The sequence below is a fragment of the Aquimarina callyspongiae genome, from assembly GCF_034322225.1.
Lineage (GTDB): Bacteria > Bacteroidota > Bacteroidia > Flavobacteriales > Flavobacteriaceae > Aquimarina.
This window is the reverse complement of sequence record NZ_JAXLPA010000005.1, coordinates 457,115-474,795: the sequence shown is the minus strand read 5'-3', so window position 1 is coordinate 474,795 and position 17,681 is coordinate 457,115. Positions and strand designations below refer to the sequence as shown.

Sequence of the window (17,681 nt, the reverse complement as noted above, 5' to 3'; positions counted from 1 at the left end):
TAAAAAAAGCGAGCTATATGCTCGCTTTTTTGTTTTTTTAGATATTATTACGGCGCATTACTACCAATATTACCTTGAGCAATGACAATAGGTTGTTCATCATTACTAAGAACTTTAATATGACCATTAAACTGAATCAACTCTTCATATGTAAGATTAGATCCCATAATCATTAACGGGTTTAAAGAATCGAAGAAATCACCAGAAATAATTGTTTCAGTAGAACCATCAAAATTCCTGAGAGGAATAGCAATATCGCCACCTGTTGATAGTGAATTATGATAAATGTTAGCTGTATAAGATTTGCCTAATTCGGTTCCATCAAGTGTAACATTAATAAAAAGAACGGTATCAGTAGTAGATCTTGAAAATATTACTGAACCGCTAATTCCTGAATCATTAACTTCTTGGATAGTAAATTCCTCAAAAAGGGCACTATTATTGTCATCGTCATTATTACAAGAGTAGCAGAATAAGACTGTAGCAAATAAAAATAAAAGTTTCTTCATTGTTTAAAAAGGTTTTAAAGTTTTCTTAATTAATTTGTTCAGAAAGAAGACCAGCTTCTGATAAAGAAGTTGCGATATTAATAGTTAAGGCATTGTTAACACTATTGTATGTGGTTGATAATCTATACCTTTAGATAGGTGTAAAAAGATATTATTTTTATCTGAAGACACTTTTATACGGTACCTAATCGGCCCAATACTTCAGATTTATAATTCCGACTGATCGGAATAGATTTATTATTCAGAACAATTTCTTCGTTAGAAAAAGAATCTATTTTTGGGATAGATATAATAAAAGAACGGTGGGTTCGTATAAACTGATGTTGGGGTAATTTAGCTTCAATATTACCAATAGTTTCTCTGGTAATAATAGTATTAGATTGACAATGAATTTTTACATAATCACTATAACTTTCGATATATATAATTTCTGAGAAATCTACTTTTTTCATTCTTCGATCCGATCTTACAAAAATAAAATTGTTCAGTTCGGTTTCTTTTGATTTTATCGATTCTTGTTTATGGTATACTTCAAAATAATTATTTATCGAATTGAGTAACCTTTCAAAAGAAATTGGTTTTAATAAATAATCCACTGCATGAAGATCAAATCCATCTATTGCATATTCGCGATAAGCAGTGGTAAAAATGATTTTGATATTCTTATTTATTGATTTAGCAAAAGAAATACCTGATATCTCGGGCATGTTGATGTCCAGAAAAATAAGGTCAATTTTTTGAGTGTTAATACAATTAAATGCTTCTAATGCATTACTACAAATTCCGATTACTTGGATACGATCAATTTGTGAGAGATGTGATGCAATGATCTCTCTTGCTGTAGGTTCATCATCTACTATGATACATGAAATTTTTGAGCTCATAGATTTTTAAGTTTTAGCGATGTTAAGTTTAAGATTAACTTTGAACCATTCCTGATCTTTATCAATCTTTAATACATGAGTATCCTTATAGAGTGTAGATAGTCTTTTTTTGATATTAGGCAAACCAATACCTTTATTACTACTTTCTGGGGTATTATGAATTGAATTCTTAATGTCAAAAAATAATTTATTGTCTTCGTATTTTAAATCTATGATGATAGACAACTTTTTATTTCTTATTTGCCCATGTTTAAAACTGTTCTCTACAAAAGGAAGTAATAACATAGGTGCTATCTCGATAGAATCATCCATTTCTTCATAATTCATAGAGATATCTAAAGTATCACTGAAACGCATTTTTTCTAGAGAAATATAATCTTTAATATGATCCATTTCATCTTTTAAAAGTACAAATGGTTTGTCTACCTGGTATAACAAATAATCTAATAAGTTAGAAAGTTTCAGAATCATTTCAGGAGTTTCTTCAGATTTTTTCAACGCAAAACCATACATCGTATTTAGTGTATTGAATAAAAAATGTGGGTGTATTTGCATTTTTAGATATTGTAATTCCTGCTCTTTTAGTTTTAACTGAGCTTCAAGGATTTTTGTTTTTAGTTTCTGATTCGCTGATGTGGATTTATAATTATGTTGCGCCAAACTAAGAGCGCTTGCGATAAAAACAACAAAATAAACGGCTACAAATAAAAATAAGGGGCTACGAGTCATAGGAGCCATTTCTCCGATTTTTATATCTGTTAAAAATACCAATCCATAAAAAAAGGAAAAAACAATAAAAAAAGCAGAAGCTATAAGAGTATAAATACAATAGAGTATAAACAATAAGTATTTTTCTTTGATCAGATATTTGGGGATTAAAATATCTATTACAGTATAGGTAGTGCCAATGGTTACAGGCATTAAAAATAGTGAGAAAGAAAATACATAATTGATGTTTTCAGTGTTATATCCAAAAAAATAGGTATAACCAAATAAGACTATTGCCCAAAAGATAGTGTGCAATAATAGCTTAGCAATTTTGGTAAGTATAAATTCTCTGGAGATCATATAAGGTTACAATATCCGTAATTTTTATATTTAAAATTGTTTTTTGAGGTGAATAACGGATTTAATACCCCGTTTAGCAAAATAGATATACCTTTATCACAAGAAGGTTTTAATCAGGTTTTAATCGGGACTAATCTGGTTAGTAGACGCAAAAAAATAATTGAAACGGTATTAAGAAATAGTTTTGGGGATATATAATCCTAAAATGTATAATAATTATGATTTCATTGATAGTAAAATTGACTCACAATCCGTTACTCTTTATTCAATTATTTGATAGAATGCAAGAAGGAGGAATGTTCTTTATGTTTCCCATCTTTATCATATTATTGCTAGTAATTTTTTTAATAATAAAAAGTGTATTAGGAATACTTAAAGGGCATTCTGGACTAGAGAAAAATATTCGACTTCTTAATTCGATAGGCTTGTTAACAGTAGTTTGGGGTATGTTAGGACAGTTAATTGGCGTTATCGGAATGTTTGATCAGGTTGATATGATTGGCGAGATTTCTACCCATATTTTTGCAGGTGGTTTAAAAGTATCAGCGCTTCCTCCAGTATTTGGTTTTGTTGTTTTCATCATTTCAAGAGTAGCTTCTATAATCTTTACCTGGTTAGATAAAGATTCTGAATAAAAGCCATGAAATCATCATTAGTTAGTATTCTATTAGGGTTAATTACCATAATAGTGATAAATGTATTGATCTTTTTGTTGTTACGAGAAATCCGACTTATTTACAATTTTTCGATCTTACAATGGGTTCCCATACTTTCGAGTGTAATAAGTTTTTATGTTGCTGGTTGTATAAACAAAAAAACTCCGGATAAATTATTGGTATTCTTATTAGTGGCATTATTGGTTTTTAAACCATTTAGATACTTCTATTTCCCATTTGTTATAACCTTATTACTATTTGCTGTTGGATCTCTATCGCTCACACGCAAAGCAATAGCTAGAAAGTATAGGTTTGGAATAGGAGGAGGGATGTTGATCATTTTTATGATATATCTTTTTGCTCAACCTTTGATCATTCGCCAAAAAGGATTTTACGAAAACCCGGATGGGAGCTTGGAAAATGCTATGGTTGTATGGGGTGAAATACCGGGTGAAAAACGACACTTACCATCGGTTGGCTTTATAGATGTTAATAATCAAAAGGTAAAACTAAATCAGTTCGAAGGTAAGGTGCTATATGTTAGTTTTTGGGCAACTTGGTGTGCTCCCTGTTTAAGAGAAAAACCAGTATTGGATCAAATGAAGACTAAGTTTTCTAACAAAGAAAATATAGTATTTATTGATGTTTCTATCAATCGAAATCGCCAAAAATGGTTACACTATCTCGATAAGAATAATGTAAAGGGTATACAATTACACACCAATGGTAATGAGGTTCAAGTAATGCAGGTATTTAATTTTTCGGGCCTGCCATACCACATTATAATTACTCCTGATGGTAAGTATACACAAAGCAATGACCTTTCGTTATCAGAACAATTTCTAAACAAATTTTAAAACACAGCTAATATTAGCTTAAAACAAAATAATTATGATAAAAAGAATAATGATACTATTCCTTTTAATAAGCCATGGTATCACAGCACAGGGTTTTAACAAAACAAAATTGGATAGCTTGTTTACAATTATCCAAAAACACAATAAGGGAATGGGAAGCTTTTCCATATTTCAAAACGGAAAAGAGGTATATAGGAATTCTATCGGGTATGCAGATGTAAATAATAATATAAAGGCAGATCAGAATACAAAATATCGTATAGGTTCTATCACCAAGACGTTTACGGCAACTATGATTTTGCAATTAATAGATGAGAAGAAACTTACATTAGCAACTTTATTAAGTGATTATTTTCCTGAAATCCCTAATGCCTCAAAAATTACTATAGAACATTTATTAAGGCATAGAAGTGGATTATATAATCTTACGAATGATAGAGATTTTGTGAAATGGATGGTGGTTCCACAGACCAGAAAGCAAATGATGAATAGAATTATAGAGAAAAAGGTTGATTTTGAGCCTGATGAAAAAACAGAATATTCAAATACCAATTACTTGTTATTATCCTATATTTTGGAAGATATTGAAGGTAAGTCGTATGCGAACATTCTACAATCCAGAATTGTGATACCATGTAAATTGGAAAATACTTGCTATGGAGGAAAAATAGATACTTCAGAAAATGAGGCACTGTCATATGACCTGGAGGACGAATGGACAGAAACGATTCAGACAGATATGAGTGTTCCGATGGGAGCAGGAGGAATTATAGCGACTCCTACAGATCTTAATACATTTTATCATGATTTGTTTAATGGAAAACTAATTTCTGAAAGTGCTTTAGATCAAATGAAAACGATAAAAGAAGGATTAGGAATGGGAGTTATGAAAATGCCTTTCCAAGATAAAGAAATATATGGCCATAACGGAAAAATTGATGGATTTCAATCCTTAGCAGGGTATTTTACAAATGAAAGAATAGGAGTGTCTTATATTGCAAACGGACTTGTGTTGCCAATAGAAACTATTGTATTGGGAGCTTTACAAATTTACATTGGAGCAGATTATGAATTACCAGATTTTAAACCTGCTATGACATTAAAAAAAGAAGACTTAGAACCATACTTGGGAATGTATAGTAGTCCTGATTTTCCGATGGAGATAGAAATCTTGAATAAAGATGCTATTCTGATCGCAAAAGCTACCGGAAAACCTTTACTTCCTTTAGAACCAGTTGAAAAGGATAAGTTTAAGTCAGACAGGGCAATGCTTACTATAGAGTTTGTACCAAAAGAAGGGAAGTTAATTTTTGAAAGAGGGCAACAAAAGCACGTTCTGACCAGAAAGTAAAACAACTACAATCTGTTTGTTATACAAAGAAACCTTATTTGATCGTATATCGAATAAGGTTTTTTAATATTAAAATTAGATTAAAATCTTTTTGCAATTATATCCAATAATAACTTACTTATTATGTGATCCATCACAGTATGGAGGGTTATTGGTTTGCTTGCAGGTACATAAATATGCTTCTTTAGATTCTTCTATGCTAAAAATCATTGGTGGTGTACCACCTTCTTTTTTATGAGTACCATTACAAAAAGGTTGATCAGTACTATGACCGCAACTGCACCAGGCATAGTTTTTATCTGCTTCTAATTGACAAGGGATAGGAGCATCACCTCCACGAATATTATTTTCCATGTTCGTAACCTTTGATTTCTTTTAAAGTTATCAAATCTAAGGTTAAGATTCATTTTAAATTGAGGATGGAGGATAGCGTAAAAACAAAAACCGTAGTATAATTATTCTATCATACTACGGTTTAGTTTTATATGTTGCTTCGAAGTTACAAACTTCGAAGAGCAGTCTATTTTTGATTTATTTCCTACCATCCTACCAAACTTTAACGCCACTAACCTAGAGGCATAGCAGTAGCCGTACGCTTTGGAAGAGCGGAGAAACAAAATTTAGATTTCCGAAAAAAAATCTCATTAAAACGATAGATAGGGTCTCTTAAAACCCTTAATAAGAAAGCTAGTATTATAATAAAAAATTATAGCCTTAAAAGAAAAAATATTCTTTCTCTCATAAGTAAAATATCTTTTCCCGATAAGCTTATATGCTACTATAGTCATTAACATTACCACTGTCAATGTTAGCAATTCCAAAAGGTAAATCTTATCATTACTATCCAAAAAATCAATGGGTACATTCGTGAAAAGCACATACGTTAACCCATTGAGAATCGAATAATATATTATTGTTAATCCAATTACCTTAAAAATAGAATTTATTTGATCTCTTGACAACAAATTAACCTTTGATTTTTTTCTTTTTTAGATTAATAGATTTTTTTCTTTTATTAACAGAATTAGGGTTCTTAATAATACTTTGTCTTTTCTTTATTTCTGCATTCTTTTTATCGATCTCTTTTGACAAACTATCAATAGAATTATTATTTAGATCAATCAATTTACCGTCCTTATAAACTTTTGCTTCTCTTCTTGCTTGGGTTATTAACCCTCCTAAAATAGGTCCTTTATCTGGGTCGCCCATATCACCCTTAATACCTACTTTATTTGTAAGATCTATATATTGTTGCGTGGTTTCTTTCGATATTAGAATTGAGTCATTATCCTTGTTTAATTTATCAATAGATGCATTATCTTCAGAAATGCTTTTCTCGGCATTTTCAATACCTTCTTTATTGATATCTATGATTGTTTTTTGCTCAGGAATAGCCACTACATCTCCTTCATCAACAGCAGATTTTTCAACACCATCATTAGTATCTATATAAGTCCCCATATTACCCAAAGAAGAACTTTCATTAGGAGTATTAGCCATTATTTCTTTTGCTCTTTCAAAAGAAATTCCGGCATCCCTTGCTAATGTCGAAGCACTATCGCCAGCTTCCGCAGTATAAGTTCCATCACCATTATTTATCCAAAAAGGAGCCATTCCATCAGGATCGATAAAACTGATTGGATTATCAAATGCGTAATTATAAGGTGAGTGCCTTCTCATTTCATCAGCAAGAGGATCGATATTCATCCAACGTCCAATAGAAGCATCGTAATTTCTAGCTCCAAAATCTAACCAAGCTATACCAAATTCGTCTTGCTCTTCTTTTCCAACAAACCCATAGTTATGTTTTCTTCCAACTATTGTATTATTATATCCTTTATGAAGTAAACCAAAGGGATAATAATTCTTTTCTTCACGAATCTCGTGCGCTAAATCTTCATCACCATCGATATCTGCATTATTTTTCAATACATCGATCTTACCATCACCATCTTTATCAGAGTATGATAATCTAATATTATCATTATGATCAAGGAATTGATACACATAATCGAACCCTCCTAAAGTATTCGGTTCAACGTAACCTTCTTTATGTTTGAAAAACTCTAATTGTCCGTTTTTATAGACATAGTTACCCGCATAATCCGTTGTTGTTACAGAACTTCCCTCTGTGGCGATCTTTTTTAATTTCACTCCAGTGGCATCGTAAATATAGGTAATATTTACGGTATGTGTAGTGTTATTGACAGTGACTGTTTCTGGTAAATTAAGATAGTTATAAGTGATATTGGTGATTCCTTTATTAAGATCCGTGGTCATATTACCATTAATATCATAGGTATAATCATCTCCAGAGGTATTTCCATCCCTAAAACCTTCTGCTATACCACTACTATCGGTAACACTTTCTAGAATGTTTCCTGCATTGTAGGTATAGGATAAATCATCCATCACACCAAAAGCAGAAGCACTTTCATTGTTATGACCTTGTCGCTTTAAGGTATTAATGTTTCCATTTTTATCATAAGTAACACCAGTAAGTGAATAATTACCCGTATTATCTACTGCACTGATAATCCGGTTTAGCGCATCATAAGTATAAGTGTATGTATTACCTATAGGGTTATTGGTACCATTATCATTAGCTGTGTCCCAGAATGTTTGACTAATATTACCATTATAAAGTTTTTTAGTTGGATCGGTTATATCATTGTATTTGATCGTAAAATCAAACAGGTCATGATCATTTTTGATATCATTGTTAATTTTCTTTAACCAACCTCTTACATTATAACTATAATCTATCTCTTGTAGACCGCCTCCAACTATTTTGGATTCTAATTGCCCCAACACATCATAACTATTAGAAACAATAGTTTCTTCGTGATTACCTATCGTTTGTTTTTGGGTTAACAGCCTACCTATAGGGTCGTACTCGAAAACATCAATGGTTACAATAGGTAAATTGCTCCCTTTGGTATGTGTAGTTATAGTTTGTTCAACTTTACCGGTAAAGTCTAGTTTACTTTCGACAATATCAGTAGTGTTTAGATATTCATTTTTACTGGCTACATAGATCGGCCTGGATTTTTTGTCATAATAAGTTACCGTCGTAATCCAGGTATTGGTATCTAGTACTTTTACTTTTGATCCAGTAGCTAGCGTTTTAGGAGTATTGTTAATGGATTGACCTTGAGCTGTCCCAGGGTTGGTCAACCCAACCAAATCGAACTCATAATCATCATAATAGTTAATAGTTAGTACTTCTGCTTGCTGTACATTAGGATATCCCTCATTAGTATAAAACATAGTTACCCCACCAATAATTGCTGCTGTACTTCTCGTGACCCATAAAGGATTAGTAAAAGCAGTCACTTCATCCTGTATGATTTTTCTACTTCTTTTATCAGTTAATTTACCAGTATAAGCTACTCTTCCCAAAGCATCATATTTTGTAAATAACCATTCTTTTGGGTTTTTAGCTGCTTGCTTAGCATCTTGTGTTAAAATGGGGCGATCTAAATTGTCATATACAATATATTCCCATCCTTTACTAGGGATTTTCTTTTCGATCAATCGATTTCTATAGTCATATCGGTATTGATAACATAGTTCTGAAAGTTCGATACTAGAGACCTGATCGCTAGTAGTTACCTTTGGAGGAATCACAAAAGTAAGGTTACCATAGTCATCATATACATAGTAAGTATCGTGAGGTATACCAGTATCATAGGTTCTTTTTAAAAGTACTCTTCCTTGTTTATCTTTATATTCTTTGATTGTATGATCATCTGGGTGTGTTTGACCAGGCTGCCAGTTCTCGTCTTTTGTAATGGTCACATACAATTCGTTTGCTGTATAGTAACTAGGAGGGATGGTATGAGGTTTTATGATGTCTGTGGTATTCATTACCAATTGTGGCTTCTCGAAATCATTATTCTCAAAAGCTACCTTGAAATAGATGACTTCATTAGCGGTATTAGTATCCCAATTAAATTTGATCGTATGATCGGTATCATTATTACGATCTGCTTTCCAGGCTGCTCCGGGAGCTCCTTGTTCTAAAACACGATTAAGAGGTGAAGCCTCAAGTATACTTTCTGAATACGCATTGATATCAGTGGTGGCTACTCCAGTAAAATCATCTTTGTAGACATCTTGATAATATGAATTAATGTCATTATTGATATTTACGTTTCTGTAACTTCCAGAAGCTCCTGTAGGTACAAATGGCAGATATTCTTTGGCCTGTCTTCCGTAGCCATCATACGCAATATGAGTAGTTATATCCTTACCGTCTTTAGATGCGTGGATAGCTGTTTGTTGTTTAGGCCTACCTAAACCGTCATAATATGTAACACTCTCTATAACATCTTTGTTGTATCGTATAAGAGATGGTGAGTTCATGGGGTTCTGATATACTCTTGTATATACATAATTCTCATGATCTGATAGATTCAGATCATGAGGAGGATTTATACATCCTTGTTGTTCTCCAAATTCATTAGGACATCGATCCAAATCATTGGTAACATAGCCTGAAGGTTGATCACATTGATTTTTAACAGTATTAGGATCTCCAAAACCATCACCATCTGTATCGGCATACCAGTTTCTAGGATATCTAATACTATAATTTATTGTTCTAGGACTACTCCAGCATCCTGTACTGCTGTTTTTTGCTCTCAAATAATAAACAGTGCCTTCTGTAATAGTGATAGAAGTAGAAGAATTTATTGTGCTAATACCATTAATTTCATTTTGCCAATACCAGGTGATACCACTAGGAGGAGTACCATTAAAAGTAAATATATTTTGACCACACTGATCTGTAATTGTCGGGGCATCTGGTACTGGAGTTATTTCTGGAATGACATAATTAATCTCTCTAGGTGCACTCCAACAACCGGATTCATTTACAGCTCGTATATAATACTTAGTACCACTTGTTAGTACAAGATCTACTATTGCTGGTCTTGATCTACATATTCCTGTTGCAGTGCTTTGCCAATACCATTTTACATCACTCGGTTTTCCATCTGCTTTCTTAATAGATACACTTCCATCACAATTATTAATAACTGATGGTATTCCAGGAATAAGAACATCAGATGGCTGACAGCTGGTAGGAGGTGGGATTGCCATCACATATCCCGTTCCAGGATTGGTACATTGTATAACTTCATCCTCAGTAAAATCTCCGGTTTCCTTACACCAAACAGTGTTTGGGTGTAAATTTGCATTACTATCATTACAATCGTTAAGAGGAAGTACAACCTGAGTATATCCTCCTCCAGGATTACTGCATTGAGTAATCTTAGTGCTGGCAAATCCATCACCATCACTGTCTTTATACCATACTGGGCTAGGGGTAACACTATAGTTAATGGTTCGTATCGTACTCCAACATCCAGAACTATTATCTCTGGCCCTTATGTAATATACAGTGCCGCTAGTACGAGTGATACTTTTGGCAGCGTTGGTGGTACTGGTACCTGTAGCAGTGCTTTGCCAATACCAGGTAGCTCCTGTAAGAGGTTCGTCTCTGGTAAGCATAGTACTACCACAATTGTTAACTGGAGGCTGAACTGAAGGGTGTTTTGGTGTTTTCTTTACGGTATAAGTAACAGTCCTGACAGAACTCCAACATCTACTTGTATTATTTCTTGCTCTTAGATAATACACACTTCCTGTAGTACGGGTAATACTTCTGGAAGTATTGGATGTACTGGTACCAGTAGGAGTACTCTGCCAATACCAGGTGGTATTACTTGGGGGAGTGGTTGAGAAGTTTAAAATAGTACTTCCACAATTTTCAATAACTACTGGTGGAGCAGGAATTGATGGAGTAGTTTTAATAGCATAGTTTACGGTTCTTGCAGTACTCCAGCAATTGGCAGAAGTATATTTTGCTCTTAGGTAATACTTTGTGCCACTGGTTCTGGTAATACTTCTAGCTGTGTTGGAAGTACTTGTTCCTGAAGCACTACTTTGCCAATACCATGCAACTCCACTTGGTGGATTGCCATTGAAGGTTAGCGTACTTTTGCCACATTGATTTACCACGGTAACCGAATTAGGAATGGGAACTCCCTGACTTGGATCAGCATAGTTTATTTCTCTGGCGTTACCCCAGCAACCATTACTTGTTATAGCTTTTATATAATATCTGGTACCACTGGTAAGAACTGCATCAGTTCTAGCTGGTTTTGCCCTGCTTGTTGCAGAAGCACTACTTTGCCAATACCATTTTATTGTGCTAGGTTTATTCGTTGCTTTTTTTAAGGTTACACTCCCATTACAATTATAAATAACAGAAGGCGCTCCCGGAATTGGTACATTAGATGGATTGCAACTCTGACCGTACCCAAAACTGATACAAGTTGTTGCAAAGATTAGTATAGTATATATTTTCATTTTTTTCCTTAATTGATTCGTTGCACTATTATTTTTTGTAATTGTATAGGTTTTCAGAGACCAAGTTTCCATCTGCATCTTTTATAAATTTCAGACGGTTAAAATCGTCATAGGTATAATAGATGGTATATCCTTGTGGATCTGTTATACTCGTCACTCCGATTAACGGATCGTATGTATAACTATTGATTTGTGCTTCAGAGAAATATGGATGATTTCTGAGTTGTTTAAACAGGTTACGTATGGTGTTTTCTTCACTGGAAGTATCTTCATTATCAGATACTTCTTTTAATTGATTAATTAGAGTAGTTACATCTGCAGGCATTCCTGTATAACTGGCATTATCAATTTTAACAATGGGTTGCGTATCTTTATATCCCCAGATATATATAATATGAATTCCATTGGTCATTGAAACTTCCAAGGGGTTACCTTTTGTATCATATGCTAAATATTCGATACGATCTTCTAACTCATAACCTTTTTGTGCAGCTTGTACTTTTTGGAGAGCTATTATATTTCTACTCCAGTTTTTATATTCATTGTGTATTTTAGAAACTAATTGTTCAGAACTTGTTCCTTGCTGTACAATAGTGGTAACTTCAATTGGTGTTGCAATACGATATTGATCTATTAGTTTTTGTTCTGCAGCAGTTTTCACACTAATATCCCCTGGGTATTTGGTACGAGTTATTATCTTCTTGTTTTCACTATCCGTAATTTCTGTTTGGGTGGGTTGTTTGTGACTTCCATTTTGATAAAGTTTTTGGTTCGTCTCTATAATAGTTTTGTCATTATAAAAATTTGTGTTTGTTGTAGATGTATTGACAAACCATCTTTTTAGGTATTCATTGGTTGTGATATGACAAACATACTCGCCAACACCTCCTACTCTATAGCAGGTGGCTGTAGCTCCCACAATTGCCCTATTTGTGCCGTCAAGCTTAAATTCATAACTGTTTTCAGTAGTTTTTACTATTCGTCGCTGAGCATCGAGGTATTCCTCTTTAATAAGTATTCCATTAGCGTAATCTTCTATTGTAGGGATGCTAAATAGTGTTCCTATATGAGTTTCAAAGCTAAAGCCTTTACGGTTTATACCATGATTCTTAAAATACCTTTTAATAGTATATGCTTCATCATTCTTTCCAATAAATTTTTCTTCAACATTTTCATAGATAAGAGGGCTGTTATTAGTATATGCCAGTGTTTGGGTTGCTCCAGAAAGTAATTTTTTAAATTTTTGTTGCCTTAACTTAGAACTACCAGCTTCCCAAACCACCCTACTATGAACAAACTCATCTTCATAATTCCTTAATTTGCCTACTGCCTTACCACTTGATTCATCAGAGGCGTCAAACTTATTATAGGAGAATGCTCTTTGGCCGGATAATTCGCTATTGTGATCATAATTTTTAATGGATGTAACTCTAAGTCCTCCATAATATTTATTTTTTATTAAGTTACTTTCTTTAGCATTACCTATAATCCTTACATTATACACATAGTCATTACTATTGTATATGTTTAACTTTATTCTATAGCTTCGATCTTTTGGAAGATTAATCTTAAGAGGAACATCACCTTGATAGTTTTCTCCTCGAAAATTTAAAGTTCTTTCGAAATGTACCTCACCTGTATTATCTATTATTTGAAAAGAAGGTCTTCCCCAATTTAATCCTGGATCAACAGTATCAAAAATAAATACCTTAAAACTTGAAAACTCAACTTGCCCAAAGTTCGTGGTAAACCAATTCGAATAATGTGTTTGCCACCCCAATGGATCGTCATCCGGCACACGGCTATAACTAATACTCTTTTTTGATGTCTCATATTGTCCATAATACCCTTCATTGGGCTCATAATCAAATTCTGCCCATCCTTTAGTTGGATATATTAACTTAGTAAGTATACCTTTTTTAAGATGAGGTTCGCTTAGATCACGATTAGCACCGTTATAACTTACTGTAAAACGTGTTCCGTTATGAATATAAGGAGTTTCATAAACTCCTCCTGGAATTAATTTGGTATTTAAAACCCCATTGTTATATCCAAAATGATCTTTTGAAAAGCTTCCTTTTTCTGGAAAAGAATCTAAATCATTATACTCAAATGAATAATAATCTTGTAGTGTATTGCTTGATCCTATACGCTTAATATTATCCAGAAACATTCTATTGCTATGCGTATAATTAAATTGATAACCTTCTACCAGATGTCCTAGGTTAAACACTTTAAAATTATCGAGTTTTTTACCTGAATCATTAGCGCTTCCTGGTTTATCAGAATACTGAAAAACAACCTGAAAGTTTTTATAAGAAATACTTTGCAGTAACTTAATGTTGTAAGTGTTGATAGTCGTACAAGTTTTCAATGTTGAATCTGGAGCGGGTAATGAACCATCATTATAAATAGATGGAGTAGCTAATACTTGTGATTGTGATTGAACAAAATCTTCTTTATAAGTATCATGACTATACGTATAGGTAATTTGATCACCGTTTTGTAGTAATACACGATCCAACATCCATGATGACGGGGTATAAAAATCGGTATTGCAAGGGCTTCTTCCACTACAGTTTAGATAAACGGTGTTGTATTCAATACTTCCAAATTCATATCGATGACCTCTTTGATCGGTAATTGTAAAACCAGAATTTAAGGTGTAATCATTATTAAAATCTATTGAAACACTACTATCATTTGGGATCAATACAATTTGTTTGTTGGCATCAAATAAAAATTTACCACTTACTCCATTAGGTAGGTTGTAATGAAACTCATCAGGTTGAAAATCATAACATCCTTGAGCTATTTTGGCCTTGTCTAAATCGCTAAGGTCATCTAATTCTACCAGGTTTAAATCAAAATTCATGTTGAACCATCCTGCGTTGGGGTGTTCATTTTGTTCATCCGGTCTTCCATTAATAGTCCTGCTGATTCTTCCTCCTCCATTACTGAGTGTCCATTTTAGACCTACTTGCCCTTCATCATCATCCACTTTTACCCCAGAAGCGTGATATGATAATGATATAGGAATTGAATACCCCTGTAAGTTTAGGTTATACAACGGAGCATTTATATTAGGTACTCCTGTGGCATAATTAAGAGGTACATTACCATATTCAATTATTTTCCTAGCCTCTGGTGAAGGAGGTATTATGGTAGGGAGTTCTTGTGCTATAACAGCTACTCCTATAATCAGTAAAAAAAATAAAACTTTGTTTTTCATCTTTCCTTTTATTGTCTTCGTTTTTTAATATCTGATCTAAATCTATAGACCTGAGTTTATCCCTTTTTTTGTTCTCTTATTAATATCATAAAGCGTAGAAATGTTACCTCTTGATATATCGTTTAATGGGCAATTCAATACCTTACCATCTAAGAAAATAGAGGCACTTCTTCATATCTTAATTTTTGTTAATGAATTTATGTTTACAATCAATGTTCTCGAGAGGACTAAAGTATATATTGCAAATAGATATAGGATTAAAAATTTATAACCACTTCTCTGTTTTCATGAAAAAAGACTTTCAATCCATTGAAAAACAATTGTTTGTGTTTTTCTTAGATTTGCCTCTTTTTTGATATGCTTTTTGGTTTTCCATCTTTAAAGCAAATTCATTTTAACAGTTGATTAAAAAAATCAACACTATGGAATTTTTGATACTAAAAATTTAGGAAGATTACTCAACAATTGTGTTTTGTGAGCATTTTATGATGTTTTTTGAAGTAATTAGAACAATCTTATCGAGTTTTAATATTTTATTCTTACCTCTAATTGATCTTTTTTATATAACAATGCGAATTTTTAATTATTCATTGATTTGTGTGTATTGCGGATAAAAAAATAACATTGTAACAATTTTGATGAATATAGTATTAGTTTTTGATTTTTTTATTGAAAATATCACTGTTAAGGAAAATTAAATACTACCCATTTCGGGTGGGGAAATAATACCTTTCGTTCTATACATTTGACTCTCATAAAAAGATTAGAATGTATAAGGTTATCTTTAAATATCTGAAATATCATAAAATCAATATTTCAAAAAAATATTTTGAAAACTTGATAGTTTCAAATGCTAATTTCCCATCTCTCCTGGGTATTTCGGATGTATTCGAAAGACTTTCAATACCTAATGATATAGGGAAAATAAATAAAGAAAATTTAAATGATTTGGAGTTTCCGTATTTACTACATATGGATGATGGAGAAGGAGATTTGGTTTTTGTTAAAGATAAAAAGGCTTTAGTAAAAAATACCTCAAAATTAAAACGCTGGAGTGGAACTATTATAAAAATATATCCAGATCAGAATATAAAGAATAAAAAAAACAAAGAATCCCTAAAGGAAGAAAAACTTACTAAAACAGCTTTAACTTTTTTCTTAGTATCCATAATAGCATTACTACTAATATCTAATATAAAATATATTTTTTGGGGTGATGGTTTGTTGCTTTTATGTTCCTTATTGGGCTTAACTTCAGGTTATTTTTTGGTTGCAAAAGATGTTGGTGTTAAATATGCTTCAGTAGAAAATTTTTGTCATTCAGGAAAAGAAAATAAATCGGGATGTGATGAGATTCTAAGCTCTGATGCAGCTCAGGTTTTTGGAATTGTTAAGTTTTCAGATCTAGTGTTTTCCTATTTCTTATTTCAGACTATTCTTTTTAGTATTTCTAATTATTTGTCTTCAGGACACCTAATTATGGCAATACTTAGTTTTTTAACTATTCCAATTATCTTTTTTTCCATTTATTACCAATATTTCAAAGCCAAAACATGGTGTCGCCTATGTCTTATGGTTAATGCTGTTTTAATTATTCAAGCAGTTGTTTTTGGTTTTCAGTTTTCTACCAGTTTAGAAATTATAGGTATAACATTTTTAGAAGTAATTGTTTCCTTTTTACTTTTTGTGATCATTATTACTGCTTTAGTGATGGTTAAAGGCTATTTAAAAGAAATAGGAATGGTTAAAATTGATACTTTTAAATATAAACGAATAGCAGAATCTGTTTCTGTATTTAGTTACCTATTGTTGGGGCAACGAATGGTAAAGACTACACCGATTCCTAAAGAAATAATATTAGGGAACCCAAGTGCACCTGTTAAAATTATTATGGTTAGCAATTTATATTGTACACCCTGCAAACTTCAGCATGAAATCATTGATGAATTACTAGTAACATATCCTGAAAAAGTTAATATAACCTTACGGTTTTTAATGAGTGGAAAAGATGACAATCAAAAAATAACCTCTAGTCATTATCTAATAAGTTACTGGTTAAAAAAAGTGCATAACAAAGAAAGGGAAACCAATATGGCGATGAAGATGTTGCATGACTGGTTTGAGATGATGGATTTAGATAAGTTTAAGGAACGATACCCTCTAGACGCTGAAGATTTAAATGAAGAAAGTAAATATATAGAAGAAGAACATTTTAAATGGGTAGAAGAATCGGGAATTGAAAAAACTCCTACGTTTTTTATAAACGGACATTTATTACCAGAGGCTTATAGCCTGGAAAACTTAGCATCCGTTATACCCGAATTGGCAGAGAATTTCCAAAATACTCAAATGCAAGTAGAAAATATTCTTTTAGAAGAAGTATAAAAATTTTGTTCGGCCGAGCGAAGAGGTAAATCTTACCTAACCGAGAGGTTAAAAAGACATATATTAATTATTAATAAATCAAAAAATGAAAAAATTTAAATCGAATCTATCATTTCAATCTTTAAATCGTTCAGAAATGAAAACCCTTACTGGTGGAGGTATTCCTGGAACTGGAGGATCCGGTTCATGCGGTAGTTGTAAGAATCCAGGTGGAGGTTCTGGAAACTATGGATGTTATAAACAACAAGGTGGCTCTACAAATGGACAATGTAGATGCCTATGGCAATCACAGAGTTGTAGTTAACCCTAATTGCCTTGTTTACATTTTGATATTTCCAATTTAGAATAGATTGGAAATCCA

11 protein-coding genes are annotated in these 17,681 nt (G+C 32.5%); 5 read left to right on the top strand and 6 right to left on the bottom strand.

Features of this window, described 5'->3' with window-relative positions:
- Positions 1–47: 47 nt before the first annotated feature.
- From U0D62_RS21520 to U0D62_RS21510, 3 genes are all read right to left on the bottom strand, one after another.
- A complete protein-coding gene (locus U0D62_RS21520) occupies positions 48–509 on the bottom strand; it encodes a hypothetical protein (protein ID WP_322289421.1) in 462 nt (153 codons plus the stop codon).
- 173 nt (positions 510–682) lie between these two features.
- Positions 683–1,393, bottom strand: a complete 711-nt coding sequence (locus tag U0D62_RS21515) for a LytR/AlgR family response regulator transcription factor (protein WP_322289420.1) — start codon at positions 1,391–1,393, stop codon at positions 683–685.
- 6 nt (positions 1,394–1,399) lie between these two features.
- Positions 1,400–2,461: a sensor histidine kinase gene (locus U0D62_RS21510; RefSeq protein WP_322289419.1), complete on the bottom strand. Its 1,062-nt coding sequence runs from the start codon at positions 2,459–2,461 to the stop codon at positions 1,400–1,402.
- 218 nt (positions 2,462–2,679) lie between these two features.
- Here U0D62_RS21510 and U0D62_RS21505 point away from each other — a divergent pair, with 218 nt between their 5' ends.
- The 3 genes from U0D62_RS21505 to U0D62_RS21495 are packed head-to-tail and all read left to right on the top strand — an operon-like array spanning position 2,680 to position 5,325.
- Positions 2,680–3,096 (top strand): MotA/TolQ/ExbB proton channel family protein, encoded by a 417-nt coding sequence (locus U0D62_RS21505; protein WP_322289418.1) that lies wholly within the window; start codon positions 2,680–2,682, stop codon positions 3,094–3,096.
- Between the two features lie 5 nt (positions 3,097–3,101).
- On the top strand, positions 3,102–3,974 hold the full coding sequence (locus U0D62_RS21500) for a TlpA family protein disulfide reductase (RefSeq protein WP_322289417.1): 873 nt from the start codon (positions 3,102–3,104) through the stop codon (positions 3,972–3,974).
- A gap of 34 nt (positions 3,975–4,008) precedes the next feature.
- Positions 4,009–5,325, top strand: coding sequence for a serine hydrolase domain-containing protein (locus U0D62_RS21495; RefSeq protein ID WP_322289416.1), 1,317 nt, complete (start codon positions 4,009–4,011; stop codon positions 5,323–5,325).
- A 114-nt stretch (positions 5,326–5,439) separates the two neighbouring features.
- Here the strand turns inward: U0D62_RS21495 and U0D62_RS21490 are convergent, their stop codons facing one another.
- From U0D62_RS21490 to U0D62_RS21480, 3 genes are all read right to left on the bottom strand, one after another.
- On the bottom strand, positions 5,440–5,679 hold the full coding sequence (locus U0D62_RS21490) for a CDGSH iron-sulfur domain-containing protein (protein ID WP_322289415.1): 240 nt from the start codon (positions 5,677–5,679) through the stop codon (positions 5,440–5,442).
- A gap of 612 nt (positions 5,680–6,291) precedes the next feature.
- A complete protein-coding gene (locus U0D62_RS21485; RefSeq protein WP_322289414.1) occupies positions 6,292–11,775 on the bottom strand; it encodes a DUF6443 domain-containing protein in 5,484 nt (1,827 codons plus the stop codon).
- The gene (locus U0D62_RS21480) at positions 11,732–14,935 is read right to left on the bottom strand and encodes an RHS repeat domain-containing protein (protein ID WP_322289413.1); all 3,204 of its coding nucleotides are present in this window, start codon (positions 14,933–14,935) and stop codon (positions 11,732–11,734) included. Before U0D62_RS21480 ends, U0D62_RS21485 begins: the two co-directional genes overlap by 44 nt.
- A 768-nt stretch (positions 14,936–15,703) precedes the next feature.
- Between U0D62_RS21480 and U0D62_RS21475 the strand changes: the two genes are divergently transcribed.
- Both U0D62_RS21475 and U0D62_RS21470 read left to right on the top strand, forming a co-directional pair.
- The gene (locus U0D62_RS21475) at positions 15,704–17,320 is read left to right on the top strand and encodes a thioredoxin domain-containing protein (RefSeq protein ID WP_322289412.1); all 1,617 of its coding nucleotides are present in this window, start codon (positions 15,704–15,706) and stop codon (positions 17,318–17,320) included.
- 85 nt (positions 17,321–17,405) lie between these two features.
- Positions 17,406–17,624 carry a hypothetical protein gene (locus U0D62_RS21470; RefSeq protein WP_322289411.1) on the top strand — a complete coding sequence of 73 codons (219 nt, stop codon included), beginning with the start codon at positions 17,406–17,408 and terminating at the stop codon, positions 17,622–17,624.
- Positions 17,625–17,681: the final 57 nt, after the last annotated feature.